At 47.4% G+C, this 23,267-nt stretch carries 22 protein-coding genes and 1 tRNA gene; 6 read left to right on the top strand and 17 right to left on the bottom strand.

The features are described from left to right. Positions 1–22: 22 nt before the first annotated feature. The 4 genes from ICN14_RS05735 to ICN14_RS05720 all read right to left on the bottom strand — a co-directional run bounded on the left by ICN14_RS05735 (position 23) and on the right by ICN14_RS05720 (position 3,505). On the bottom strand, positions 23–979 hold the full coding sequence (locus ICN14_RS05735; RefSeq protein ID WP_216225565.1) for a ribose-phosphate pyrophosphokinase: 957 nt from the start codon (positions 977–979) through the stop codon (positions 23–25). A 73-nt stretch (positions 980–1,052) separates the two neighbouring features. After that, a tRNA-Gln gene (locus ICN14_RS05730) sits at positions 1,053–1,129 on the bottom strand. 5 nt (positions 1,130–1,134) lie between these two features. Further along, entirely contained in the window at positions 1,135–2,007 is an 873-nt protein-coding gene (gene ispE, locus ICN14_RS05725) for a 4-(cytidine 5'-diphospho)-2-C-methyl-D-erythritol kinase (protein ID WP_255535978.1), read from the bottom strand. A gap of 10 nt (positions 2,008–2,017) precedes the next feature. After that, positions 2,018–3,505, bottom strand: coding sequence for a lipoprotein insertase outer membrane protein LolB (locus tag ICN14_RS05720; RefSeq protein ID WP_216225563.1), 1,488 nt, complete (start codon positions 3,503–3,505; stop codon positions 2,018–2,020). Positions 3,506–3,540: 35 nt separating this feature from the next. Here ICN14_RS05720 and mutM point away from each other — a divergent pair, with 35 nt between their 5' ends. Then, positions 3,541–4,377, top strand: a complete 837-nt coding sequence (mutM, locus tag ICN14_RS05715) for a bifunctional DNA-formamidopyrimidine glycosylase/DNA-(apurinic or apyrimidinic site) lyase (protein ID WP_216225562.1) — start codon at positions 3,541–3,543, stop codon at positions 4,375–4,377. Beyond that, positions 4,362–5,522: an A/G-specific adenine glycosylase gene (gene mutY, locus ICN14_RS05710; protein WP_216225935.1), complete on the top strand. Its 1,161-nt coding sequence runs from the start codon at positions 4,362–4,364 to the stop codon at positions 5,520–5,522. The genes mutM and mutY overlap by 16 nt, the downstream gene beginning before the upstream one ends. Here the strand turns inward: mutY and rapZ are convergent. The 9 genes from rapZ to ICN14_RS05665 form a co-directional block, all read right to left on the bottom strand. Beyond that, complete coding sequence (gene rapZ / locus ICN14_RS05705; protein WP_216225561.1) at positions 5,467–6,357, bottom strand: RNase adapter RapZ; 891 nt, start codon at positions 6,355–6,357, stop codon at positions 5,467–5,469. The two genes, mutY and rapZ, sit on opposite strands and share 56 nt — an antisense overlap. A 1-nt stretch (position 6,358) precedes the next feature. Continuing rightward, positions 6,359–7,348: an HPr(Ser) kinase/phosphatase gene (gene hprK, locus ICN14_RS05700; protein WP_216225560.1), complete on the bottom strand. Its 990-nt coding sequence runs from the start codon at positions 7,346–7,348 to the stop codon at positions 6,359–6,361. Next, positions 7,345–7,803: a PTS sugar transporter subunit IIA gene (locus tag ICN14_RS05695; protein WP_216225559.1), complete on the bottom strand. Its 459-nt coding sequence runs from the start codon at positions 7,801–7,803 to the stop codon at positions 7,345–7,347. Before ICN14_RS05695 ends, hprK begins: the two co-directional genes overlap by 4 nt. A gap of 33 nt (positions 7,804–7,836) precedes the next feature. Beyond that, on the bottom strand, positions 7,837–8,160 hold the full coding sequence (gene hpf, locus ICN14_RS05690) for a ribosome hibernation-promoting factor, HPF/YfiA family (protein WP_114692000.1): 324 nt from the start codon (positions 8,158–8,160) through the stop codon (positions 7,837–7,839). Positions 8,161–8,349: 189 nt separating this feature from the next. Then, on the bottom strand, positions 8,350–9,117 hold the full coding sequence (lptB, locus tag ICN14_RS05685) for an LPS export ABC transporter ATP-binding protein (RefSeq protein WP_216225558.1): 768 nt from the start codon (positions 9,115–9,117) through the stop codon (positions 8,350–8,352). Then, positions 9,114–9,671, bottom strand: coding sequence for a lipopolysaccharide transport periplasmic protein LptA (gene lptA / locus ICN14_RS05680; protein WP_216225557.1), 558 nt, complete (start codon positions 9,669–9,671; stop codon positions 9,114–9,116). Before lptA ends, lptB begins: the two co-directional genes overlap by 4 nt. Next, positions 9,668–10,312, bottom strand: coding sequence for an LPS export ABC transporter periplasmic protein LptC (gene lptC, locus ICN14_RS05675; RefSeq protein ID WP_216225556.1), 645 nt, complete (start codon positions 10,310–10,312; stop codon positions 9,668–9,670). The genes lptA and lptC overlap by 4 nt, the downstream gene beginning before the upstream one ends. 11 nt (positions 10,313–10,323) lie before the next feature. Continuing rightward, a complete protein-coding gene (locus ICN14_RS05670) occupies positions 10,324–10,896 on the bottom strand; it encodes an HAD family hydrolase (RefSeq protein ID WP_216225555.1) in 573 nt (190 codons plus the stop codon). A gap of 39 nt (positions 10,897–10,935) precedes the next feature. Beyond that, positions 10,936–11,928: an SIS domain-containing protein gene (locus ICN14_RS05665; protein ID WP_216225554.1), complete on the bottom strand. Its 993-nt coding sequence runs from the start codon at positions 11,926–11,928 to the stop codon at positions 10,936–10,938. An 11-nt stretch (positions 11,929–11,939) separates the two neighbouring features. Here ICN14_RS05665 and ICN14_RS05660 point away from each other — a divergent pair, with 11 nt between their 5' ends. Continuing rightward, positions 11,940–13,922: a monovalent cation:proton antiporter family protein gene (locus ICN14_RS05660; protein ID WP_216225553.1), complete on the top strand. Its 1,983-nt coding sequence runs from the start codon at positions 11,940–11,942 to the stop codon at positions 13,920–13,922. Positions 13,923–13,947: 25 nt separating this feature from the next. Here the strand turns inward: ICN14_RS05660 and uvrA are convergent, their stop codons facing one another. After that, a complete protein-coding gene (gene uvrA, locus ICN14_RS05655; protein WP_216225552.1) occupies positions 13,948–16,836 on the bottom strand; it encodes an excinuclease ABC subunit UvrA in 2,889 nt (962 codons plus the stop codon). 37 nt (positions 16,837–16,873) lie between these two features. Between uvrA and ICN14_RS05650 the strand changes: the two genes are divergently transcribed. The 3 genes from ICN14_RS05650 (at position 16,874) to ICN14_RS05640 (ending at position 19,957) form a co-directional block, all read left to right on the top strand. After that, positions 16,874–18,058, top strand: coding sequence for an MFS transporter (locus ICN14_RS05650; protein WP_216225551.1), 1,185 nt, complete (start codon positions 16,874–16,876; stop codon positions 18,056–18,058). 80 nt (positions 18,059–18,138) lie between these two features. Further along, on the top strand, positions 18,139–18,594 hold the full coding sequence (gene ssb / locus ICN14_RS05645) for a single-stranded DNA-binding protein (RefSeq protein ID WP_215333974.1): 456 nt from the start codon (positions 18,139–18,141) through the stop codon (positions 18,592–18,594). Between the two features lie 127 nt (positions 18,595–18,721). Beyond that, complete coding sequence (locus ICN14_RS05640) at positions 18,722–19,957, top strand: hypothetical protein (RefSeq protein ID WP_216225550.1); 1,236 nt, start codon at positions 18,722–18,724, stop codon at positions 19,955–19,957. On the opposite strand, the gene queF is transcribed toward ICN14_RS05640, so the two are convergent. Genes queF through ilvA form a run of 3 tightly spaced genes read right to left on the bottom strand, consistent with a single transcriptional unit; the run spans position 19,958 to position 23,227 of the window. After that, positions 19,958–20,785, bottom strand: a complete 828-nt coding sequence (gene queF, locus ICN14_RS05635; RefSeq protein ID WP_216225549.1) for an NADPH-dependent 7-cyano-7-deazaguanine reductase QueF — start codon at positions 20,783–20,785, stop codon at positions 19,958–19,960. It abuts the gene before it with no gap. After that, positions 20,785–21,693 (bottom strand): 5'-nucleotidase, encoded by a 909-nt coding sequence (locus ICN14_RS05630; protein ID WP_215333972.1) that lies wholly within the window; start codon positions 21,691–21,693, stop codon positions 20,785–20,787. The genes queF and ICN14_RS05630 overlap by 1 nt, the downstream gene beginning before the upstream one ends. Before the next feature lie 13 nt (positions 21,694–21,706). Beyond that, positions 21,707–23,227 (bottom strand): threonine ammonia-lyase, biosynthetic, encoded by a 1,521-nt coding sequence (gene ilvA / locus ICN14_RS05625; RefSeq protein ID WP_216225548.1) that lies wholly within the window; start codon positions 23,225–23,227, stop codon positions 21,707–21,709. Positions 23,228–23,267: the final 40 nt, after the last annotated feature.

Here is a 23,267-nt window from a genome sequence, read left to right as displayed (position 1 = left end):
GGATAGAAACGCTGTTTTTGGCTTATTCAGCGAACATCGACATCACTGAATCACCCTTGCTAATGCGGGAAAGGGTCTCAGCAAGGATGGGGGCAACGCTTAATTGGCGAATTTTTGACACCTTCATTGCCTCTGGAGTCAATGGAATAGTGTCAGTAACGACTAATTCATCTAATTCTGAGGCGGCAATACGGGCAACAGCACCGCCGGACAGGACGGCATGAGTACAGTAGGCGGTAACGCCCTTAGCGCCACGTTCTTTTAGCGCCTCAGCGGCTTTACAGAGCGTTCCGCCGGTATCAATGATGTCATCCATGATGACGCAATGGCGGCCTTCTACTTCGCCGATAAGGTGCATTACTTCTGACACGTTTGCCTTAGGGCGGCGTTTATCAATAATCGCCAAATCTGTACCCAACTGCTTAGCCATCGCGCGGGCGCGAACTACACCGCCGATATCTGGTGAAACGATGATGAGATCTTTTTTGGTTTTTTGAGCTTCTAGATCAGCCAATAGAACTGGGGAGGCATAAATGTTATCTACTGGGATATCGAAGAAACCCTGAATTTGGTCAGCATGGAGATCCATGGTTAAAACTCGCTCAACGCCGGCAACGGACTGGAGCATGTTTGCAACGATTCTGGCTGAAATAGCAACCCGGGCTGAGCGCGGGCGACGATCTTGTCTGGCATAACCGAAGTAAGGGATCACTGCGGTTATGCGGCTTGCTGATGCTCGTTTTAGGGCATCAATCATGATCATGAGCTCCATCAAACTATCGTTTGTTGGAGCGCAAGTGGATTGGATAACAACCACGTTTTTACCGCGAACGTTTTCTTGAATTTCTACCTGGATTTCACCATCAGAGAATCGACCAACGAATGCTTTTCCCATTGGGAGGTTGAGCTCTTTGGCTACCGCATGGGCCAAAACCGGATTTGCATTGCCTGTGAAAAGAGTCAGTAAATCAGCGTTCATTGGGGCGGACATAGGTGATTTTGGAATTTTGGTGTGGGTCGAATGGATGTCTTTTGGTCGTATCTACAGTGGTTGGCAGGGGAAGAAGGATTCGAACCTTCGCATGCTGGAATCAAAATCCAGTGCCTTAACCAGCTTGGCGATTCCCCTACAGGTCAATCTGAAGAAATCAAATTGTAAGCGGGATTTTTATTTAGCCCCCGAACAATTCGACCTATCCATCCTTTTGGAAGATTTTGCAGAAGAATTTCCAGATTCGCGGTGTCCGTCTTAGGGTCTAAGGCGGCAAAAACGCTACTTCCAGAGCCAGACATGCAAGGCGCCGAACCCGGCACTGCCTTGTAAATCCAATCTAATGCTTGCTTCACTTCAGGACATTTCTGCACCGCTACTGCCTGACAATCATTTGATTGATATGACCTTGGCGATGCAAGAAAGCGATCTATTGTAATCGGAGCGTGATCTCGGGTCAATTGAGGGTCTTGAAAAATCTGAGCGGTCGCAATTCCCTGGTTGGGGAAGATCACTACAAAGTCTTGGGTTTCCAAGGATATTGCTTGTAATTTCTCTCCAACCCCCTCAACAAAGGCATTTCGGCCAAAGATGAAAAATGGCACATCGGCACCGAGTTTTAGGCCAAGCTGGCAGAGGGTAGCGATATCGAGATGCAGATCCCAAAGTGCATTAAGACCAATGAGGGTAGATGCTGCATCAGAGGATCCGCCGCCGAGGCCTGCTCCCATCGGAATATTTTTCTCGAGGCCGATTTCGACCCCCCGATCAATCTTGCAGTGCTCTTTGAGGAGTTGGGCTGCGCGAACGACTAAGTCTTGCTCAGGAGGGACTCCAGGAATAGGGTCGATACGACGAACCTCGTTTTCTGGAATAAGCTTCAAGGTGAGTACATCACACCAATCAATCAACTGAAAAACAGATTGCAGTAGATGGTAGCCATCATTACGGCGCCCAACAATATGTAGAAAAAGATTGAGCTTTGCGGGGCAACGAAGTTCTATCGCATTACTCATCATTCACACATCACTCGTTCGGAGTATCAAAAACCAAGCGGATATCAATCGACCCGATATTGGAACTGCGAGTCATTGTGAGTTTTTCTAAACGCTGAGCATTGTTCCAGTTGTAATTCAAGGTCCAGCCATCTTGCGTAATTTTGCTGACTTGTCCCTTTGCGTTTTGCTCGACGCTCGCAGTGCTACCGGGGCGCGTTTGTCCGCGCAACCAGTCAGATAAACCACGAGCAGGAAGCGGAAGTCCTAATGTATTTTGAATAAGGGTGTCAGCATCAATTGCCGTAGTGAATTGACCATCACGCTCAAGAATTGCTTCACCAGGCTTAATCGTAATTTTGGCAATCGATCCACCAATAGGATTACGAATTTCCAATACATCCGTAAGCGCATCTTGAGTCAAAGTAAATCCGCCTGAACCACCTTGATTTTTGCTTTCGGTAAGTCCAGTGATCTTTACAGAGAAACGCCCATCCCATGAGCCTTTGAGGGCGGTATCCGCAACTGACCAATCTGGCTTTAAGCGCTTCAAAGTTTCTTTGAGAGTGGGATTGTTGGCATCTAATTGCTGTCCTTTGCGCCACATATCTTCAGCTTCGATTGGGCGATTCATGACCCACAGTACTTCGCCAATATGCGCGGCAATGTCTGCCTCGGGCTTCATATTAAATGCTTGTTGCAGTTGTTCAAGTGCTAGCGCATTTTTACCCATGCGAAAGTTCACCCAACCAAGACTATCCAAAATAAAACCATCTTTAGGGGAGAGTTGATGCGCTTTGCTAATGAGCTTAAATGCTTCTGGTAATTTTTGGTTACGATCAGCTAGCGAGTAACCAAGTGCGTTAAGACTGTTAACGTCATTTGGATTCTTGCGCAAGATTTCGCGTAGAGTTTTCTCCATCACTTCGATTTGTCCTGACTTTTCAGCAGACATAGCGTAGGTGTAGAGCAGCCCTGGATCTTTTGGCTCCGGTTTCACTGCGGATACTATTTCGTAGAAAGCTCTTAAGGCTTCTGATTCATCAGTAGCCTTAGCTAGTAGTGCCTGAATCTGCAGCAAAGTAATTTCACGCTGCGCTGGAGTCTGCTGATTCAATAGTGAGATCGCGGGCTTGACTGCATCTGACCAGCGTTGATTCAGGATTAAGAGGGTGACGAGTACTTCTTTAGGTTTGGTTTGTTTTGGCCCCGCTAAGCTATCCCAAGTTTGTGCGGCTTGGAGCGCCAGATCGGGCGCGCCTGCAGTGATAGCGATCTCCATAGCCCTTTGTGCCAAACGAGGGTCATCTAGCTGTCGAGCAAGCTCTAAATAGGTGTTGTAGGCCAGGCCTGCTTCACCGCGTTGTAGTGCGATCTCCGAGGCCAAGACCTCAAATACAGCTTGGCCGCTATCAAGGCTGCTGGTTTTGGCGCCAGCATGATTGGAGGAAAGACTTAATCCAAGTCCAGCTGCGAGCAATAAGGCCCTTAAAGAAGGCTTTAATGAAAATTTGGTCATGAGCACATTCTAATCCGCGAATCTACAATTCATTCATGCCAGAACTCCCAGAAGTCGAAGTTACCCGATTGGGTATTGCTCCCCATTTAGAGGGCCGTAGGGTGAGTGCAGTCAAAATTATTGATGGTCGCTTGCGTTGGCCAGTGCCGAGCAATTTAAATACGCTGCTCTCTGGTCAGAAAGTCTTGGGAATTGAGCGCCGAGGCAAATATCTCTTAATGGAGTTCGATGCCGGTCACCTATTGCTGCACCTAGGCATGACGGGAACATTGCGCGTGCTACCTGGCAGTGATCCCCTGAAGCTGCATGATCGCGTGACCTTTGAGTTTGGCAAGCTGAGTTTGCGTTTGCATGACCCCCGAAAGTTTGGCGCTGTTTTATGGCACTCAAAATCTAAGGGGCCGATTGAGAGCTACGCGCTATTACAAAAACTCGGGGTCGAACCTTTTTCATCCGAGTTTGAGGGTGAACTTGGCGCAGAAGTCTTGTATCAATGCTCACGCAAGCGCAGCGTTGCCGTGAAGCAGTTTCTATTGGCAGGCCAAGCTGTGGTGGGTGTAGGCAACATCTATTGCTCAGAAAGTTTGTTTGAGGCGGGAATTCATCCGGCAAAGGCTGCTGGAAAGCTCACTCGTCCGCAGTGTTCTCGACTCGCTGCTGCAGTGAGATCGATTTTGAAAAAAGCAATTGCTGCCGGCGGTAGCACCTTAAAAGATTTTGTAAATAGCGAAGGTGACCCAGGGCACTTCATGGTGCAAACCAAAGTTTATGATCGTAAAGATCAACCTTGCAAGGTATGCAAGACGCCGATTAAGCAAATAGTGCAAGGTCAACGATCTACTTATTTTTGTCCCCAATGTCAGAAGCGCTGATTAAGAACTTCGCCACCAAGCTCATCGCTTGGCATGGCAAGGATGGGCGTCAAGGCTTGCCATGGCAAAGTATTCGAGATCCCTACGCAGTATGGGTTTCTGAAATCATGTTGCAACAAACTCAAGTGGCTACTGTTCTGGAGCGCTATCCCCGCTTCATGAAACGTTTTCCGACCGTTAAGAAGTTGGCTGCTGCGCCCTTAGATGATGTCTTGGCAGAATGGGCGGGGCTCGGCTACTACACACGTGCTCGCAACCTTCATGCCTGTGCCAAGCAAGTCATGATGGAGTTTGGAGGAAAGTTTCCTGCTGACCCAGTATTGCTCGAGCAACTTAAGGGCATTGGTAGATCGACTGCAGGCGCCATAGCGGCTTTTGCATTTTATGGGCGGGCGCCAATTCTGGATGCGAACGTCAAGCGGATTTTGGCAAGACTATTTGGCATAGAGGGCGCCATCCAAGAAAAATCAGTAAACGATGCATTGTGGTTGATCGCCAAAACACTCCTTCCAAAAAAAGGTGTGGATATGCCGGTATATACACAGGCCCTGATGGATTTTGGGGCAACCTGGTGCACCTCTCGCAAGCCTGTGTGTTTGAGTGGTGAAAAGAAATGCCCATTTGAAAAAGAATGCCAAGCCAATCTCAGTGATCAAGTATTGCTATTGCCTCGTAAAGTAATCAAAGCAAAATCCCCTGAATTTAATTGCGATATGTTGTTACTCAGGCATGGCGATTCGGTTTTGCTGCAAAGGCGTCCAGACAAAGCTATCTGGGGCGGACTGTGGTCTTTACCAGAGTCTTCTTGGCGAGCTAAAGAAAAAAACGTTAAACCTTCAGTCAACAATCTACTTGCTTTGACTACGAAGGAGTTATTTCAGCTTGTGCTGCCAGATGAAAAGATCTCTAGCACTTTAAAGAGTTGCAAACCCATTGAGCGAGGAGTGGAGATTAAGCATATCTTTACGCATCGACGTTTATGGATGCAGATTTGGCATGTAACTTCAAGCGATGCTGTGACATTCTCGGGCGATGACTTGAAGTGGGTTCCCTTGCGTCAGCTCGGAAAGTACGGCTTACCTCAACCAATCAAACTGCTGTTGCAGGGATTGAATCTAGCTCGCGGTGACGACTTAAGAAATTAATCTGGAGTGCTGCCAAATCTTTTTGTGGCAGAAAATGCGCAATGATGCGACTCACTAGATAGACTGAGCGATGTTGTCCGCCAGTACAGCCGATAGCAACAGTCAGATAGCTGCGACCATCCGCAATATAGTGGGGTAACCATTTTTCAATGAATTGAATAATGTCATTTTCCATGCTGACGACTTCAGGGATTTTTTCCAAGAACTCGCGAACGGGTTGGTCTTTCCCAGATAGAGGACGTAATACTTTGTCGTAGTGTGGGTTGGGTAGACAGCGAACGTCAAATACGAGGTCTGCTTCGCTCGGCAAACCTTTTTTAAATCCAAAAGATTCAAAAATCACGCTAAGCCCTTGAGGCTTATCTTTGAGAAGATCTTGTATCCATGAGCGCAGCGCATGGGCAGGTAGATTGCTGGTATCAATACTATGGGCTTGACTACGCAAGGGCTCTAAGAGACTACGCTCCTTATCAATTGCCTCGATCAAGGTAGCGGCTTGGGTCTGTTGTGTTTTTCCGGAGAGTGGATGGCGACGACGAGTCTCAGAGAAGCGCTGGATCAGCGTATTGGTATCAGCGTTTAAGAAAACAACTCGCACTTGATGGTTACGGCGTAGGTTTTCTAGGATCTGGGGTAGCTCCGAAATGGATTGACCACGACGAGCATCAATAGCTACCGCAACACGCTCGCTCTTTTCGTTTTCTAGCGTAGTGATGAGGCTTTCTAGAAGGGTGACCGGAAGATTGTCTACACAGTCATAGCCTGCATCCTCAAAGGCCCTCAGAGCAACTGATTTACCTGAGCCGGAGATGCCGGTAATCAGATTGATTTGCATATTAAATCAGTCGACCTTGTGACTTAGAAGATTCAGCCTCAGCATTCATTTGTAAACGCTGGCGCTCCATGAATTCTTTTAAGGTATCAATGCCGCGTAATTGCAAAATAGTATTGCGCACTGCGGCTTCTACGAGAACCGCTAAGTTGCGCCCTGCAGCCACCTGAATTTTGACGGTTCTGATCGGGATACCCAACACGCTAATGTGCTGCGCTTCCAAAGGAAGGCGCTCAAACTCACCATCATTACGACGAACCAACTGAACTATCAAACGTAACTTCAATTTACGGCGAACGGCTGTTTCACCAAAGATGGTGCGAATATCCAATAATCCCAGTCCACGAACCTCTAAGAGGTTCCGCAAGATCACAGGGCAACGACCCTCAATATAGTCTGGGCCGAGACGAGCAAAGTCCACAGCATCATCAGCTACCAAACCGTGACCACGAGAAATCAGCTCTAGACCCAATTCGCTTTTGCCTAAACCAGATTCACCCATGATTAAGACTCCTAAGCCTAAGATGTCCATAAATACACCATGCATGGTGATCTGAGGCGCACCAATCTTAGTGAGATAGGTGCGCAGGTGATCAATTACCTCAGCGGCTGAGATAGCGGTTGTAAAAAGTGGGGTTGAGGATCTTTGGCAAAAGAGTTGTAGATCGGCGTCAGCTGCTTTGCCATCAGCCACAATGACACAAGGAGGCGTCTTAGAAATTAAGCTGGAGATCTGCTCTTGTCTTTGCTTTGGCTCTAGTTCGGCATGATAGTAAACCTCTTGTTCACCAAAAATCTGAATACGGCTCGGGTGAATCAGGTTTAAGTGGCCCACTAGATCCGAGCTAGCTGCGGCTGCTTTAACAGCTTCTGGTAGAAATTTGCGGTCTGCACCCTCTAGGCCGCCAATCCAAGAGAGTTTTAAGTCAGATACATTGTCATCAAAGATCTGCTGGGCTGTAACTCCCTCAAGGAGTAAGGGCTGGGTGGTCAAGCTGAGCCCCAAGTTTGTAGCAGCTGGCACACCTTCTCTGGACTATCTTCTGAGGCAAGTGACTTACGGGCATCTTGGTCAGATAGGAGTTGTGCAATCGAGGACAGAATTTCTAGATGCTGCTGAGTTGCTTTTTCTGGTACGAGCAAAAAAATCAAAATAGAAACAGCTTCACCATCGGGTGCGGCAAATTCAATTTGCTCTTTTAATTTGACGAAGGCGGCAATCGGTTGCTTGAGTCCCTTTACGCGACCATGGGGGATGGCTACGCCAGCACCTAATGCAGTTGAGCCCAGGTCCTCACGAGCGTTTAAGAAGCCAACAATTGCTTCAGCTTCTAATCCCGCTTGCTTGGCAAAGAGTTGTCCTGCGGCCGCAAATGCCTCAGCCCGATTTTTACACGGGCTATTTAAGGCAATGCGGTCTAATGCGAAAAGATTGGTCAGGGCATTCATGTCGGTTGATTATAGGTGTCCTGACGCTAAGCATCACTCAAAATGTTTTTCGTGGTGATGATCTTGGATTTTTTCTTTGTGCTTGACTACTTGACGTTCAAGTTTATCCACCACCGCATCCATAGCATGATAGAGATCAGCGTTATGCGCTTCAGCAAAAAGATCCTTGCCTTTGAGGTGAATCGTGATCTCTGCTGCTTGACGAAGATTTTTTTCTTTGGCGTTATCGACAATCAAAAATGCAGAAGCATCTAGGACATGGTCAAAGTGTTTGCGAATTTTGGCTAACCCGGCTTCGAGGTGGGAACGCATGGCTGGAGTAACTTCAACATGACGGCTATTAATTTTCAGATTCATCAGCAGCTCCTATTCATAGCAAAACAAAATGCATGCGCAAATAATTACCCGGGGTGCGCAGCATGCCCCTGTAATGTTGTACTTGTTTATACGGAAATGAACTTCATGAGCCTCCAGCGTATCAGCGATTTTGCTGAAAACCAAGGGGGCAGATCATTTTATTTAATAAATACTCAAAAATCTGAATATTTACATGCGGAAGTTTTCGCCTAGGTAAACTCTTCTGACGGCATCATTCTCAATGATTTGGTCTGGCTTGCCAGATGCGAGCACGCTACCTTCGCTGATGATGTAGGCGTGGTCACAGATGCCTAAAGTTTCTCGAACATTGTGGTCGGTGATGAGGACGCCAATTTGCCGGTCTCTTAAGAAGCGCACAATCCGCTGAATCTCTCCAACTGCAATGGGATCAACACCGGCAAAAGGCTCATCCAGCAGAATGAACTTAGGTTGGGAGGCTAGGGCTCTAGCAATCTCAACACGACGACGTTCGCCTCCGGACAGAGAGAGAGCAGGGTTGTCGCGAAGATGGCTGATTTGGAGTTCGCCCAAGAGCTCATCTAAGCGATGTGCTATCTCCGCCTTGCTTAATGGCTTACCGCCTTGCACTTGTAGTTCTAATACGGCTTGAATATTTTCAGCCACATTGAGCTTGCGGAATACGGAAGCTTCTTGCGGGAGATAGGACAAGCCCATGCGGGCGCGTTCATGAATCGGAAGATGGGTGATGTCAGTACCGTCTAGAACAATACTGCCACCATCTAGAGGAACAAGCCCAACAATCATGTAGAACGAAGTTGTTTTGCCGGCGCCATTCGGACCTAGGAGTCCAACCACTTCGCCGCACTTTACCTCTATCGATACGTCGCGTACCACTGTACGAGATCCATAGCGCTTTTGAAGATGCTGCGCGCTTAAGGTTGCCGAGTTTTGATTGTTGCTGGAGTCCGTGGTCATTTCTCTAGTGTAGCTTTTCTTCTTGGTGAAAGGATGGCTCTAGCCAGCGGGAGGTCTTCGGCTTTGGCGTTTGCGGGCGGCGAGACTTTATAGCTTTGCTGAACATCGTCGTAGTCAATTTTCCAGCCACGTAATTGATCCAGCATTTGCATATTGTGCAGACGCTTTAAGCTGGCATCCCCAGTCAGAGTAAGGAGTTCAGTTTTTGCATTGTAGGTAACTGTTTGACCGCGACCCTGCATGAACTCATTGGCAGGCCCTTCACGTCTTTGTCTAAAGCTGGCAGTGGATTCAGGATTGCCCTGAACATCAACGTATTCATAGCCCTCAGGATCAACTTTGATGTTACCTTTTTCGCCGGTAATCAAAATACTACCTTTGGTTAAGAGTACCCGACCATCAAGCTCATAAACCTGCTGCACGTCATTCACGGAAACTTTTTCAGCTTCCAAAATAACCGGTTTATCTTGATCCGCTTTTTCAGCATGAGTAGCGGTAATAAAACAGGCTGTCAATAGCGCAAAAGATAGACCGAGTTTACGCAGGCAGATCATGGCTGCACTCCAGGTTGAACGCGCTCGATACGGCCTCTTACCTGCCCAGATAAAACCATGCTTTGTTCGATATTGTTAAATACGCCACCATCAGTTGAGCGCATAACAGATACACCTTGCTCAAGCGTAATGGGTTTATCAGTCTCAATAACGTCATCGTTGATGAGCACTTTGAAATACGAGGAGCGTGCAAGCATGCGAGGTCTTGCAGGCTCAGTTGCTGAAGCTGCTTGAGGAGGACGAAAAATTTCGGCGTTATCAATAAGATCGAGAATGGTTAGGTCACCATCCAAATGACCTGTATCTGCTTTGACGGTAACGGGTGATTTTTCAGGTGGGAACAAGCGGATCCGAGGCGTTTCAATATCGATTGAAGCATCATCGTCATAGTGAATCACCTTCTTGCCTAATACTCGATATTTAGTGTTGCCAGATTCATTGAGTGCAGACAAGGCGCCATTGCTGATAATGTAATCGGGCTCATGTAAGCGGACGCGTTCGATGGCAGATTTTTCTGCTGGCGCACTTTTCTTGACTAGCCAAAATGTGACGAGGGTTAGTGTGCCCATCAAGATCAAAGGCATGAGACGTAATAAGGCACGCCAGATACTCAGTTTGATTTGTTGGGCATTCAGTTGCATTGCCAAAGACCTTAAGCGCGCGCCTGAGAAAGTAATTCATCGTAGCGGTTTTGCGCTTTAAGGATCAGATCGCAGACTTCACGCACAGCGCCACTACCGCCGGATCTCGTTGTAACAAAGTGAGCAGTTTCTTTTACAGCATCATGCCCTTGTGAGGGGCATACCTTTAAGCCTGCAGACTTCATCATCTGAAAATCAGGCCAATCATCACCCATCACAGCGCAGTCGAATGACTTCAGTCCAAGTGATTGCAAAATCTTTTCCAGGGCTGCAGCCTTATTTTCAACGCCCATGTGCACGTGCTTGATACCTAGCTCATCGCAGCGGGCTAAAACCATTTTGGAACTACGTCCAGTGATGATGGCTGTTGGAATACCAATTTTTTCTAACAGCTTGATTCCCAATCCATCTTGAATATCAAAAGCCTTCAGAGATTCTTTGCCGTTTTCGCCAATAAATACCTGGCCATTTGTCAGTACGCCATCAACATCCAGAACAAGAAGCTTAACTGCTCCAGCGCGCTCCCAAGCCTGTGGATATTGACTTAGAGGGTTGGTGTTGTGAACGTTAAAGGCGCTAGGCATAGGTTGAGTAAATGAATGATTTGTTGGTAAGTAAGTAGCTTAAATAACCTTGGCGGCAAATAGATCATGCAGGTTCAATGCACCAAGCAGTGCGCCGTTTGGATCGGTTACCACCAAATGATTGATACGATGTTTTTCCATCATCTCAATAGCCTCTTCTGCTAGTAGCTCCGGAGGAATTGTGCGCGGTGCTGAGGTAATCGCTTTTTCTAAAGTGAGGCCATCTAAATTGGTGCTCTTCTCTAATAGGCGACGTAAGTCACCATCAGTAAAAATGCCGGCAACTTTATTTGCCTTATCTAAAGTAACCACCATGCCCATGCGCTTAGCAGTCATCTCGAGTAAAGCATCTTGCAGTGATGCGGAGATTGCAATCTTAGGAGTCTCATCAAGGTTGCGCATGACTTCACTGACATGCATGAGTTGTTTACGACCCAAGCGACCGCCTGGGTGTGAGCGTTGAAAATCTTCAGCTTGAAAGCCGCGAGCGTCTAAAAGAGCAACGGCTAGAGCGTCGCCCATAGCTAGTGCTGCGGTTGTGCTGGTGGTTGGTGCTAAGTTAAGTGGGCAAGCTTCTTTTTCAACGCTGGTATCTAAATGAGCATCTGCCAACTTTGCTAAAGAAGAATTTGGCGCACCGGTAAATGCAATCAGTTTTGCGCCAGTGCGCTTAACGATCGGTACGATAGTGAGCAGCTCGTCGGTCTCACCTGAATTAGAGAGTGCAACAAAGACATCATCACGAGTCACCATCCCAAGGTCGCCATGACTGGCTTCCGCAGGGTGGACAAAAAAAGCGGGTGAGCCAGTAGAAGCAAAGGTAGCTGCAATTTTTCGAGCAATATGACCAGATTTGCCAATTCCAGAGACGACAATGCGTCCTTTGCAGGAGTGCAGTAGATCTACTGCCAATACGAGGGCATCCGCGTTCGCGCCTTCAAGGCGATCACGCATTGTGTGCAGTGCAGCAGCCTCAATAGTGAGAGTGTCACGCGCAAGCTTTAGGGTTCGGTCACGAGTCTTAGCTATCATGGGGTGAGTATATGCCGTCAGTCCTTCAGTTAACTCTCATCTTGCTGGCCTCCGGAGTGGCCGGGGTAGTTATTTTCCGCTATTTTGGGCTACCCCCTATTTTGGGCTATCTAGCCATCGGCGTCCTAATTGGGCCGCATGCCCTTGGTTTGGCCAATGATTCCGCCACAGTAAAGTATTTAGCTGAATTTGGCGTGGTTTTCTTGATGTTTTCGATTGGCCTAGAATTCAATCTCCATAAGCTGCGGGCTATGCGAACCATTGTATTTGGCTTGGGAGGCAGTCAGGTCATTTTGACTATGCTCCTGGCAGTCCCCGCTAGCTTGCTAATGAACTGGATTTACCCAATTTCTTGGCAGGCTGCCATTGCTCTGGGAGGCGCCTTAGCAATGTCTTCAACTGCCATTGTCACCAAACTCATTGCTGATCGCTCAGAAATCGAAACCGAGCATGGTCGCAACATCATCGGTATTTTGTTATTCCAAGATTTGGCAGTGGTATTCCTGTTGATTTTGTTGCCCTCACTGGGCAAGAATCCCGGGGATCTATTTTTGGCGCTATCCGCAGCTTCTATCAAAATTACAGTGGCCTTAGTTCTGATTTTTGTAATTGGCCAAACCTTAATGAGTCGTTGGTTTAGTTTGGTCGCCAAGTTGCGCTCCCAAGAGCTCTTCATGCTCAACCTTTTGCTTATTGTTTTGGGTATGGCGGGCCTTACTGAGCACTTTGGCTTATCACTAGCGCTCGGGGCTTTCTTGGCAGGCATGTTGATTGCAGAGACGCCTTATCGCCATCAAGTGGAAGAGGACGTCAAGCCCTTTAGGGATGTGCTCTTGGGTCTCTTCTTTATTACCGTTGGTATGTTGCTTGATTTCGAGGTGATCTATCAACAGTGGATGCTTGTCCTTCTCTTGCTGATTGGACCTCTAGTCTTTAAGTTTGGTTTGATTGCTTTACTGTCACGCGCTTTTGGCTCAAGCCCTGGCATCTCTATTCGGACGGGTTTATGTTTAGCGCAGGCTGGTGAATTCGGCTTCGTTCTCTTAAACCAAATCGATGGTTTGGATTTGATCGATCCCGCTTTGAGTCAAGCGGTATTGGCGGCAATGTTGCTCTCCATGTTTGGCGCACCATTCTTGATTCAATATAGCGATCGTATTGCGATGCGCTTCTCGAGTAATGAGTGGCTATTGCAATCGCTGGCACTGACACGTGTAGCGGCAAAAAGTGTCCGCACAGAAAACCATGTCGTCATTTGTGGGTTTGGTCGCTCAGGTCAAAGCTTAGCTCGCATGCTCGATCAAGAAAAAATTCCCTACATTGCTTTAGACATGGATCCAGATCGCGTAAAAGAGGCCGCCGCTGCTGGTGACAACGTAGTCTATGGTGATGCTAGTCGAGAAAATTATTTAGTAGCTGCCGGCTTATCGAGGGCAAAGGCAGTGGTGATTACCTATGCAGATACCCCGGCAACATTTAAGGTATTGCATCAAGTCGAGCGCCTTCGCCCTGGCATGACGGTATTGGTGCGTACAAAAGATGATGCGGATTTAGCAAAGCTACAAGCTGCTGGTGCGACTGAGGTAGTCCCCGAGTTAATTGAGGGCAGTCTCATGATGGCCTCACACGTCTTGTTGATGATGGGCGTACCTATGCGTAAGGTAGTACGTCGTATTACAAGTGCACGCGAAGCTCGCTATAGCCTACTGCGTGGTTACTTCCGTGGTGTTGCAGATGAAGTGGACTCCAAGGAGTCATGGCGTTTACATTCGGTTACTTTGCTTCCGGAGTCAGCCAGTATTGGACAGACTCTTGAAGAGTTGCATCTTGAAAATGAAGGTGTGAGCGTACAAGCAGTCAGGCGAAAAGTTGGTGGCGCTGACTATGTCAAATTAGATCTCACCCCAGACTTGCGTTTACAAGCTAACGACATCCTGGTGCTCTCAGGCAATTCAGAAGCGACTGATTTAGCCGAATCTAAATTGCTTGGATGATGTAACTCAACAGATTTATTTTGAATTACTTTTTCTTTTTTGCAGGCGCTGGTTTACGAACCAGCAGTGGCGCTAAGTAGTGGCCGGTAAAGCTGGCTTCGTTCTTAGCAACTTCTTCTGGTGTGCCAGTGGCAATAATCTGTCCGCCGCCAGCGCCACCTTTAGGGCCCAAGTCAATAATCCAATCGGCAGTTTTGATCACATCCAAATTATGCTCAATAATGACGATCGTGTTGCCTTGTTTCTTGAGGGTCTGAAGAACGCTTAGTAGCAACTGAATATCATGGAAATGTAAGCCCGTAGTTGGCTCATCCAAGATGTAGAGAGTTCTGCCGGTATCACGTTTAGAAAGTTCTAAAGAGAGTTTGACGCGTTGCGCTTCACCACCAGATAAGGTCGTAGCGCTTTGACCTAGCTTGACGTAGCCTAAGCCAACATCGAGCAAAGTTTTGAGTTTGCGTTTGACGATCGGAACTGCCTCAAAGAATTCATGGGCTTGCTCGATAGTCATCGAGAGTACTTCATGAATATTCTTACCTTTATATCGAATGTCTAAAGTTTCACGGTTATAACGTTTTCCGTGACAGACATCGCAAGGTACATAGACATCGGGTAAGAAATGCATTTCTACTTTAATAACGCCATCACCTTCGCAGGCATCACAACGACCCCCTTTGACGTTAAAGGAAAAACGCCCGGCTTCATACCCCCGCTCGCGCGCAGCAGGTACGCCGCAAAAGAGTTCTCTGATTGGTGTAAATAATCCAGTGTAAGTGGCGGGGTTAGAGCGGGGTGTTCTACCAATTGGGGATTGGTCAACACTGATGACTTTGTCAAAATTCTCTAAGCCTTTGATTGCATCGTGCGCTGCCGGCTCTGCATTCGAACCATAGATATGTTGCGCAACTGCGTGGTGCAGAGTGTCGTTAATCAGTGTTGATTTACCAGAGCCAGATACGCCCGTGACGCAGGTTAATAGGCCGACTGGAATCTTGGCGTGAACGGATTGCAAGTTGTTACTACGTGCGCCGATGATTTCTAAAAACTTGTCATTTACTGGAATGCGTTTTTCTGGAACGGCAATCCACTCTCGACCAGATAAGTAGGCGCCAGTTAAGGACTTTGGATTAGCCTCTACTTCTGCAGGAGTTCCTTCAGCAACGACTTCACCGCCATGTACGCCAGCGCCAGGACCAATGTCGATGACATAGTCAGAGGCGCGAATCATGTCTTCATCATGTTCAACCACTAAAACACTATTACCTAAGTCACGTAAATGCTTCAGGGTGCCAATAAGCCTATCGTTATCGCGCTGATGTAAACCAATTGATGGTTCGTCTAATACATACATGACACCGGTGAGGCCGGAACCAATCTGAGAGGCCAAGCGAATGCGCTGCGCTTCACCGCCGGAGAGGGTATCGGCACTGCGCTCAAGTGAGAGGTAGTCCAAGCCCACATCATTGAGGAAGCGTAGACGTGAACCAATCTCCTTCACAATCTTGTCAGCGATTTCTCGTTTGGCACCTTTGAGTTCTAAAGACTCAAAATATTCTTTAGCTTCTTTTAAAGGGAGGGCGCTGATTTCATAAATAGCACGGGATTGTTTACCATCGCCGACTTTAACAAAGCGCGCTTCCTTGCGTAGGCGACTGCCACTACATGCTGGGCAAGTCTGTACATTTTGATAGCGTGACAATTCCTCCCGGACTGTTGCTGAATCAGTCTCACGATAGCGACGCTCAAAGTTGGCAACAATGCCTTCAAAAGCATGCTCGCGAATACTGTTTTTGCCACGCTCATTAATGTATTCAAATGGAATGGTGATATCACCTGAGCCTAGCAAAATGAGGTCTTGTTGTTTCTTATTCAGAGTCTCAAAAGGCTTCTCGACATCAAAGCCGCCATGCTTTGCAAGGGTCTGCAAGAGTTTGAAGTAAAACTGATTGCGACGATCCCATCCCTTGATAGCGCCAGATGCTAGAGATAAATCTGGGTGGGCAACAATCCGTTTTGGATCGAAGAAAGATTGATGACCTAAGCCATCACAGGATGGGCATGCACCCATCGGGTTATTAAATGAGAATAGGCGTGGCTCAAGTTCTTGTAAGGAATACGAACAAATTGGGCAGGCAAATTTGCTAGAGAAAATCATCTCTTTGCCGGTGTCCATATTGACGATCATGGCTTTGCCGTCAGCAAGACGCAATGCAGTCTCAAACGACTCTGCCAAACGCTGCTGAATATCCGGACGTACTTTAATGCGATCAACAACGACTTCAATCGAGTGCTTATCGTTCTTCTTCAGGGCTGGTAGTTGATCCACTTCAAAGATCTCTGCTTTAGCAGTATTGGTTGTGCCGCCACCAGAGCGCACACGGAAGCGTACAAAGCCTTGCGCTTGCAAATCTTGGAATAAATCGACGAACTCACCTTTACGCTCGCTAACTACTGGAGCCAAGATCATCAGCTTCGTATCTTCAGGCATGGCCAAAACGGTATCCACCATTTGAGATACGCTTTGCGCCTCTAGTGGCAAATCATGTTCTGGGCAATGTGGCGTTCCAGCGCGGGCAAATAATAAGCGCAGGTAATCATGAATTTCTGTAACCGTACCCACAGTTGATCGGGGATTGTGGCTGGTAGCTTTTTGCTCAATTGAGATTGCGGGGGAGAGGCCTTCAATCGTATCGACGTCTGGCTTTTCCATTAATTGCAAAAACTGACGTGCGTAGGCAGACAGTGACTCAACATAGCGACGTTGGCCCTCGGCATACAGGGTGTCAAAAGCCAAGGAGCTTTTGCCGGAGCCAGACAGGCCGGTCAAAACGACCAATTTCTCTCTAGGGATATCTAGATTGATGTTTTTGAGGTTGTGCGTGCGCGCACCGCGGATCTTAATTTCGTTATTCATGATTTTTTAGCGTAACTTGTTAATATAGCCCTTTCCCATGAATCCTTCTGAACTTCGCTCCACTCTGGCCTTAGCAGGCATATTTGGCCTCCGTATGCTGGGCCTGTTCCTGCTTTTGCCGGTTTTCAGCATTCATGCACGGGGCTTGCCTGGTGGCGAGCATGCCCTTTGGGTTGGATTAACCCTTGGAATCTTCAATATTGTTCAGGCCTGCTTCTACATCCCCTTAGGCCGACTTTCTGACCGCATTGGTCGAAAACCAGTCGTTTTATGGGGACTTTCTTTATTTGTAGCGGGCGCCTTAATTTGCGCTGCTCAAGACGATCTTCTCTGGATTGCTATCGGTCGCGGGGTAATGGGCGCCGGCGCGGTTTCAGCTGCGATCTCTGCCTGGGTTGCTGATTTGACGCGTGAGCAGGTTCGCACCCGTGCCATGGCCTTAGTGGGTGGCAGTATTGCACTTTCATTCGCACTATCACTTGTGATTGCTGCGCCAATTTATCGCTTAATTAGTTTGGGTGGAATTTTTCTAGTGCTTGCGCTGTTGGGTATTGGAGCGATGTTTGTTGCCTACTATGTTCTACCAAGCACTAAGCCTGAGGCCAAGGTGCAACAAGCGAGTTTGAAAGAAGTATTTTTGCGTCCTGAGTTGATGCGTCTGAATGCAGGCGTGTTTGTATTGCATGCAACTCAAGTAGCGATGTTCTTAGTAGTGCCGCGTTTATTGGTGCAAGCGGGCCTGCCATTAGCATCTCATTGGCAGGTTTATCTTCCAGTTGTTTTGCTATCTTTTTTCTTGATGGCGCCAATCTTAATTTTTGGTGAAAAGAAACAGCAGCTAAGAACAATCCTATTGGCAGCAATTGTTTTGCTTTTGATTGCCGAAGTGTTGTTTACAAATACCGCTTCGATTACATCCATCGCGATTGCTTTATTGATTTACTTTGTTGGCTTTAACTTACTTGAAGCGCTGCAACCATCATTAGTCTCCCGCTTTGCCAAAGAATCTAAAGGTACTGCATTGGGTGTTTACAACACCACTCAATCGATTGGCCTCTTTACAGGCGCTGTAATTGGGGGTTACTTGATGGATAGCCATGGTGATTTATCAGTCTTTGTGATGGGCGCAGCACTACTTTTATGCTGGCTTATAATTGCCTGGTCGATGGGTTCGATGCCAACAAGGGCTTCAGAATCAAAGGATGTGGCGGCAAGTACATAACCGTAGCTTCATTGGTTTAATTTAAGCGAGTAGTTTATTTTTAGTAGTAATAACAGTAGTATTTTTCTTCGGGAGACAACATGGCTTCGGTAAATAAGGTCATCATCGTAGGTAACGTAGGGCGTGACCCAGAAACACGTTACATGCCAAGCGGCGACGCCGTAACAAACATTTCAGTAGCGACATCAGATCGTTACAAAGATAAACAGTCTGGCGAAATGAAAGAAACCACAGAATGGCACCGTGTTGCATTCTTTGGAAAGCTTGCAGAGATCGCTGGTCAATATCTCAAAAAAGGTTCACAGGTTTATGTGGAAGGTCGTTTGCGTACGCGTAAATGGACTGATGCCAGTGGCCAGGAAAAATATTCTACTGAGATCGTTGCGGAAACAATGCAAATGCTTGGTGGTAAGCCAGTAGGTGGCAGTGGTGATGGTGGTGAAAGCTATAGCCGCTCAAAGCCGGCTGAGCAGTCTGCGCCAGCATCTTCAAACGCTGCATCCCTCGGTGCAATGGATGACGATATTCCGTTTTAATTGGTGTATCAGCAGTCGTATGACTGCGTAGCGATGAACCCCAGCAAGCAGGCGCTTCCTGGGGTTTTCTTTTTGATGTAGGTGCCTGCAAATGCTCGATTCTCTATATTCACCTTAAAATATGCCTATGAATTTCCCAGGGATAATCAAATCTCCACTTTTGGCATGTATAGCCATTTGCATTACTGCTTTGCCTCAGTCATCCTTTGCAGCACCGTTTTTCTTTCCAGATATGAACCCCTCTTTTGTTAAGGGGGAGCCCCCAGATTGGTTGCATGATGGGCGAGGTAATGATGGATACCTCACGATTAGCTCTGAAGTGATTCCTGTGAGTAGTTGTACGCAAATGGCTAGTCGGAGTTTTTGGGGATCAGATAAAACACAACTGGTGTTATCAGTTGTGACTCAGGGCTTCAAGGGTAAGCTCGATAAGTTAGAAATTCCGATCGCGACCTTTGATGGCAGAGAGGGCGGCTCTGAGTGTGCCTCATTGAGCACTACGCCTTTATCCATAGTCCCCATGACGGTACTTGGAACTTATTCCATATTCAACCCAGGTGCACTGTCTTTAGTGTTGAATGTCCGAAGTTCGAGCGACTCTAATCAGGATTTCATTGGGTCTGCCAAATTGCTGTTGGGGGCTGCTGCCATTGTGGCAACTGGTGGTTCAGCAGCGGCGATTGGCGGGATTTCAGCAACAGTTGGAAATTCGGTAGTGGGTGAGACCCAAAAGAAAGCTAATAGTCTTTTGCAGGGAATGGTAGATGCTAAGGTTCCCGTTACTTTTAGTTGGTCAGAATTGCGCAAAGGGATTCAAGCAGTTGAAATCCAAGTTTACAAAGCGGACCAAAGTGTTGGTAGCCTCACTGACAAGCAAATTCTGCAATTACAAAAAGATCCTAAATCAGAAAAGCAATTGCTATTTACTGTGAAGTTGGAGTTTCAATTTTTCCGTAGCGTGTTTTATCCAACAGTCTCCCATATCGAAGGATTGGCGAGTCGAGAAAATCTTTCATCTGAATATATTTTGAACTTCCAGATGCCTGGCTCGGGCCAAAATTTTATGCAGATCTTAAATAGTTCAGCCCCTAGTTTGCTACAACGTATTACTAAGGCAGAAGGCTCTGATTTAGCAAAAGCTTGCTCTTTAGGATTTACAAAACTAAAGACGGCTGGACTTGATGATGTCGATAGCGCCATCGTCATGAAGTCATTCGTTGATGAAGCCAAAGGTGGTGATGCTTGGTATGCAAACCCATCACTAGTTAAAAGCTGTTTCTTGCAAGTGCCCAGTATTCAAAAAAATCTTGAGCTGATTTACGGTCCCAGCTTAGCACCATCAAAACAGGTGCTCGAGCCTTAGTTATTGCCTAGCGTGGCGGGTATTGTCTGGCCAAGGTGCGTTGTGATCGGTACGGAAAGGGTTGATATCTAGTCCTCCACGTCTTGTATAACGAGCATAGACAGAAAGTTTCTCCGGCTTGCACTGGCGCTTGATGTCGCAGAAGATAGTTTCAACACAATGTTCATGAAACTCACCTTTTTGCCTGAATCCAATCAGGTAACGCAGTAGGCCTTCTTCTAGGATCGGACGACCTTGATAGCGAATTTGTACGCTTGCCCAATCTGGTTGGCCGGTCACTGGACAATTTGATTTGAGTAGATGGGAAACTAAGCATTGCTCAATCGGTCCAAAAGATTCATTTACTTCTAGTAAGCTAGGATCGGCAGACAGGCTCGGATCGATCTCAATATCCAGGCGGTCCATGAGGACGCCACTCATTTCCTGCATTCCTTTTTTGGCAACCGCTTCAGTTGGATTAATGCGAGTTGTAATTTTGCTGCCTGCTACTGTGGACAAATCCGTAATCAATCTTTCGCGCACTTCAGCTTCATCTTCGAAGCGGGCGCTATTCAGGCTATTGAGGTAGAGCTTGAATGACTTAGATTCAATCATATTGGGCGAGTCTGCTGGAATCTGAAACTCTGCCAAAGCGATCTGGGGTTTCCCTTTTTTATTGAGCCAGCCAAGCTCAAAGGCATTCCAAATATCAACGCCTACAAACGGTAATGCTTGATTGGGTTTGATGTCTAGCTTAAGGCGATTCTCAGAACGCGGAATAGGAAAGAGTAGGCTCGGATCATATTGATCGGGATATTGTGTTGCCTGGCCAAGTGGAATGGTGGACATTAGCTTTTAGGTTTATTAGAAACGCCAGATACAACGTGACCAGTAGGCGCTACTGAGGCAGCAGATTGGCAGTGACCTGTTTGGTCATCAAAGAAAAAGTCTGGTTCAAACTCGCGGAGGAATTCGCTCTTGGAGAGTCCGCCGAGGAACATGGCTTCATCAACATCGATACCCCAAGCCATCAAGGTGCGAATGGCACGTTCATGTGCAGGTGCAGAGCGAGCGGTAACTAAGGCAGTACGAATACGCATACCTTTTTCGCTGGTGCTACGTTGCAAGCGATGCAGCGCTTCAAGCAAAGGCTTGAATGGACCTGGTGGCAGAGGGATCGCAGCTTTCTTGCTTTCATGATCCACAAAAGCTACTAAGCCTTCGCTCTGAAATACTTGCTCTGCTTCATCGGAGAAAAGAACAGCATCTCCGTCAAATGCGATGCGGATTTCATTTGGATGAGACTCTGCAGTTTTACTGGATTCTGGATAAACGCGCGCCGCAGGAAAACCTGCATCAATCGTGGCGCGCACATCATCTTCATTTGCCGAGAGAAACAAGTTGGCGTGTAGCGAGCGCAGGTAGTGATAGGGCGGACGCCCTCTGGTAAATACGCCACGCTCTAAATGCAGGCCATGGTGCTCAGCCGAGCGGAATACGCGTAAGCCGCTCACTGGGTCATTGCGGGAGAGAATGACCACTTCAACGCGTTGCTCACCTTCTTCATTGAAAGCGAGCAACTTCTTTACCAATGGAAATGCAACGCCGGTTTGAGCCGCTTTAGATAAACGCTCTAATTGCAGTTTCATATAAGCGCTGTCATCGGTAGATTCAAAGATGCGATTCTCTTCCTCGAAATCAAACAGTGCGCGCGATGAAATCGCAACGACGAGTTTCCCGGTGAGTGTGTATGACATTACGAGTTACATCTCATTTGAGGAACAAACGATAAGCTGGGTTATCAGTTTCATTCCAGTGTGGATATCCAAGTGAGGCTAAGAAAGTTTGAAATTTCTTCTGCTCATTCTTGGGAACCTGAAGGCCTACCAAGATGCGACCGTAGTCTGCGCCATGATTGCGGTAATGGAAAAGACTGATATTCCAATTGGGCGCCATGCTGGTAAGGAACTTCATCAGTGCGCCTGGACGCTCTGGAAATTCAAAGCGATATAGGAGTTCATCTTGTGCAAGAGTGGAGCGGCCGCCCACCATATGGCGCAGATGTGACTTCGCTAGTTCATCATGCGTTAGATCGATCGTCGCAAATTTTGCTTTACGAAAATGCTTTGCAATGGTGGTGCTGTCGGCCGCCTTTTGTGTGCCGATCCCCACAAAAATATGCGCTTCGCTTTGGTCGGCGATGCGGTAATTAAATTCAGTGACATTACGATTGCCGAGTAATTCGCAGAAGCGTCTAAAGGATCCACGCTCTTCAGGAATGGTGACGGCAAAAACAGCTTCACGGAATTCTCCGACATCGGCACGCTCAGCGACAAAGCGCAGGCGACTGAAGTTCATATTGGCACCACACGCAATCGCTACCAATGTTTTCTTTTTCAGGCGGTGCTTCTCGACGTATTTCTTCATGCCTGCAATAGCTAAGGCGCCAGCAGGCTCCAGAATGCTGCGGGTATCCGTGAAGACATCATTGATGGCGGCGCAGATCTCATCAGTATCGACAGTGATGATGTCATCTACTACGCGTTTACAAATACGGAAAGTTTCTTTGCCAACCAGCTTGACTGCGGTGCCATCGGAAAAAAGACCTACATCTTTCATCTCAATGCGTTTGTTGGCTTCGAGCGAACGTCTCATTGCATCTGAGTCTACCGACTGAACGCCAATCACTTTGGTTTTAGGGCTGACTGCTTTGACATATTCGCCAATGCCAGCGATGAGGCCACCACCACCGATGGCAACAAAAATGGCATCAATCGGTTCTTGGTATTGCTGAAAAATTTCTTGGGCAATTGTTCCTTGTCCAGCGATGACATCAGGGTCATCAAAAGGATGAACAAAGGTCAAACCCCGTTTTTTCTCTAACAGTTCAGAGTATTTGAAGGCGTCGCTATAGGATTCGCCATGCAAAATTACCTCAACCCAGGACCCGCCGCGGGCTTTGACTGCATCAATTTTGACGCTGGGAGTAGTGAGGGGCATCACGATGACCGCTTTGCACTTCATTTTGGCTGCCGCTAAGGCTACGCCTTGGGCATGATTGCCTGCAGAGGCTGCGATAACCCCCCGTTTTAGGGCTTCCGGGGGTAAATGGGCCATTTTGTTATAGGCGCCACGCAATTTAAAGGAGAAAACCGGCTGGTTATCCTCTCTTTTCAGTAAAACTTGGTTACCTAAGCGCTTGGTGAGTTCGGGGGCTACTTGGAGCTCTGTTTCCCTGGCCACATCGTAGACTCGGGCCGATAAAATTTTCTTTAAATAGTTCGTTGCCATGCGATGAGCGTACCATGAATGGGCTCTAAGCCCTTAGATT

Source organism: Polynucleobacter sp. MG-27-Goln-C1 (genome assembly GCF_018881905.1).
Classification (GTDB): domain Bacteria; phylum Pseudomonadota; class Gammaproteobacteria; order Burkholderiales; family Burkholderiaceae; genus Polynucleobacter.
This window is presented reverse-complemented; position numbering and strand designations above follow the sequence as displayed.

What these genes read in the sequence shown, in the direction of transcription:
- ICN14_RS05735 (WP_216225565.1), bottom strand. Translation starts at nt 979, where the DNA reads ATGAACGCTGATTTACTGACTCTTTTCACAGGCAATGCAAATCCGGTT.
- ispE (WP_255535978.1), bottom strand. Translation starts at nt 2,007, where the DNA reads ATGAGTAATGCGATAGAACTTCGTTGCCCCGCAAAGCTCAATCTTTTT.
- ICN14_RS05720 (WP_216225563.1), bottom strand. Translation starts at nt 3,505, where the DNA reads ATGACCAAATTTTCATTAAAGCCTTCTTTAAGGGCCTTATTGCTCGCA.
- mutM (WP_216225562.1), top strand. Translation starts at nt 3,541, where the DNA reads ATGCCAGAACTCCCAGAAGTCGAAGTTACCCGATTGGGTATTGCTCCC.
- mutY (WP_216225935.1), top strand. Translation starts at nt 4,362, where the DNA reads ATGTCAGAAGCGCTGATTAAGAACTTCGCCACCAAGCTCATCGCTTGG.
- rapZ (WP_216225561.1), bottom strand. Translation starts at nt 6,357, where the DNA reads ATGCAAATCAATCTGATTACCGGCATCTCCGGCTCAGGTAAATCAGTT.
- ICN14_RS05695 (WP_216225559.1), bottom strand. Translation starts at nt 7,803, where the DNA reads ATGAATGCCCTGACCAATCTTTTCGCATTAGACCGCATTGCCTTAAAT.
- hpf (WP_114692000.1), bottom strand. Translation starts at nt 8,160, where the DNA reads ATGAATCTGAAAATTAATAGCCGTCATGTTGAAGTTACTCCAGCCATG.
- lptB (WP_216225558.1), bottom strand. Translation starts at nt 9,117, where the DNA reads ATGACCACGGACTCCAGCAACAATCAAAACTCGGCAACCTTAAGCGCG.
- lptA (WP_216225557.1), bottom strand. Translation starts at nt 9,671, where the DNA reads ATGATCTGCCTGCGTAAACTCGGTCTATCTTTTGCGCTATTGACAGCC.
- lptC (WP_216225556.1), bottom strand. Translation starts at nt 10,312, where the DNA reads ATGCAACTGAATGCCCAACAAATCAAACTGAGTATCTGGCGTGCCTTA.
- ICN14_RS05670 (WP_216225555.1), bottom strand. Translation starts at nt 10,896, where the DNA reads ATGCCTAGCGCCTTTAACGTTCACAACACCAACCCTCTAAGTCAATAT.
- ICN14_RS05665 (WP_216225554.1), bottom strand. Translation starts at nt 11,928, where the DNA reads ATGATAGCTAAGACTCGTGACCGAACCCTAAAGCTTGCGCGTGACACT.
- ICN14_RS05660 (WP_216225553.1), top strand. Translation starts at nt 11,940, where the DNA reads ATGCCGTCAGTCCTTCAGTTAACTCTCATCTTGCTGGCCTCCGGAGTG.
- uvrA (WP_216225552.1), bottom strand. Translation starts at nt 16,836, where the DNA reads ATGAATAACGAAATTAAGATCCGCGGTGCGCGCACGCACAACCTCAAA.
- ICN14_RS05650 (WP_216225551.1), top strand. Translation starts at nt 16,874, where the DNA reads ATGAATCCTTCTGAACTTCGCTCCACTCTGGCCTTAGCAGGCATATTT.
- ssb (WP_215333974.1), top strand. Translation starts at nt 18,139, where the DNA reads ATGGCTTCGGTAAATAAGGTCATCATCGTAGGTAACGTAGGGCGTGAC.
- ICN14_RS05640 (WP_216225550.1), top strand. Translation starts at nt 18,722, where the DNA reads ATGAATTTCCCAGGGATAATCAAATCTCCACTTTTGGCATGTATAGCC.
- queF (WP_216225549.1), bottom strand. Translation starts at nt 20,785, where the DNA reads ATGTCCACCATTCCACTTGGCCAGGCAACACAATATCCCGATCAATAT.
- ICN14_RS05630 (WP_215333972.1), bottom strand. Translation starts at nt 21,693, where the DNA reads ATGTCATACACACTCACCGGGAAACTCGTCGTTGCGATTTCATCGCGC.
- ilvA (WP_216225548.1), bottom strand. Translation starts at nt 23,227, where the DNA reads ATGGCAACGAACTATTTAAAGAAAATTTTATCGGCCCGAGTCTACGAT.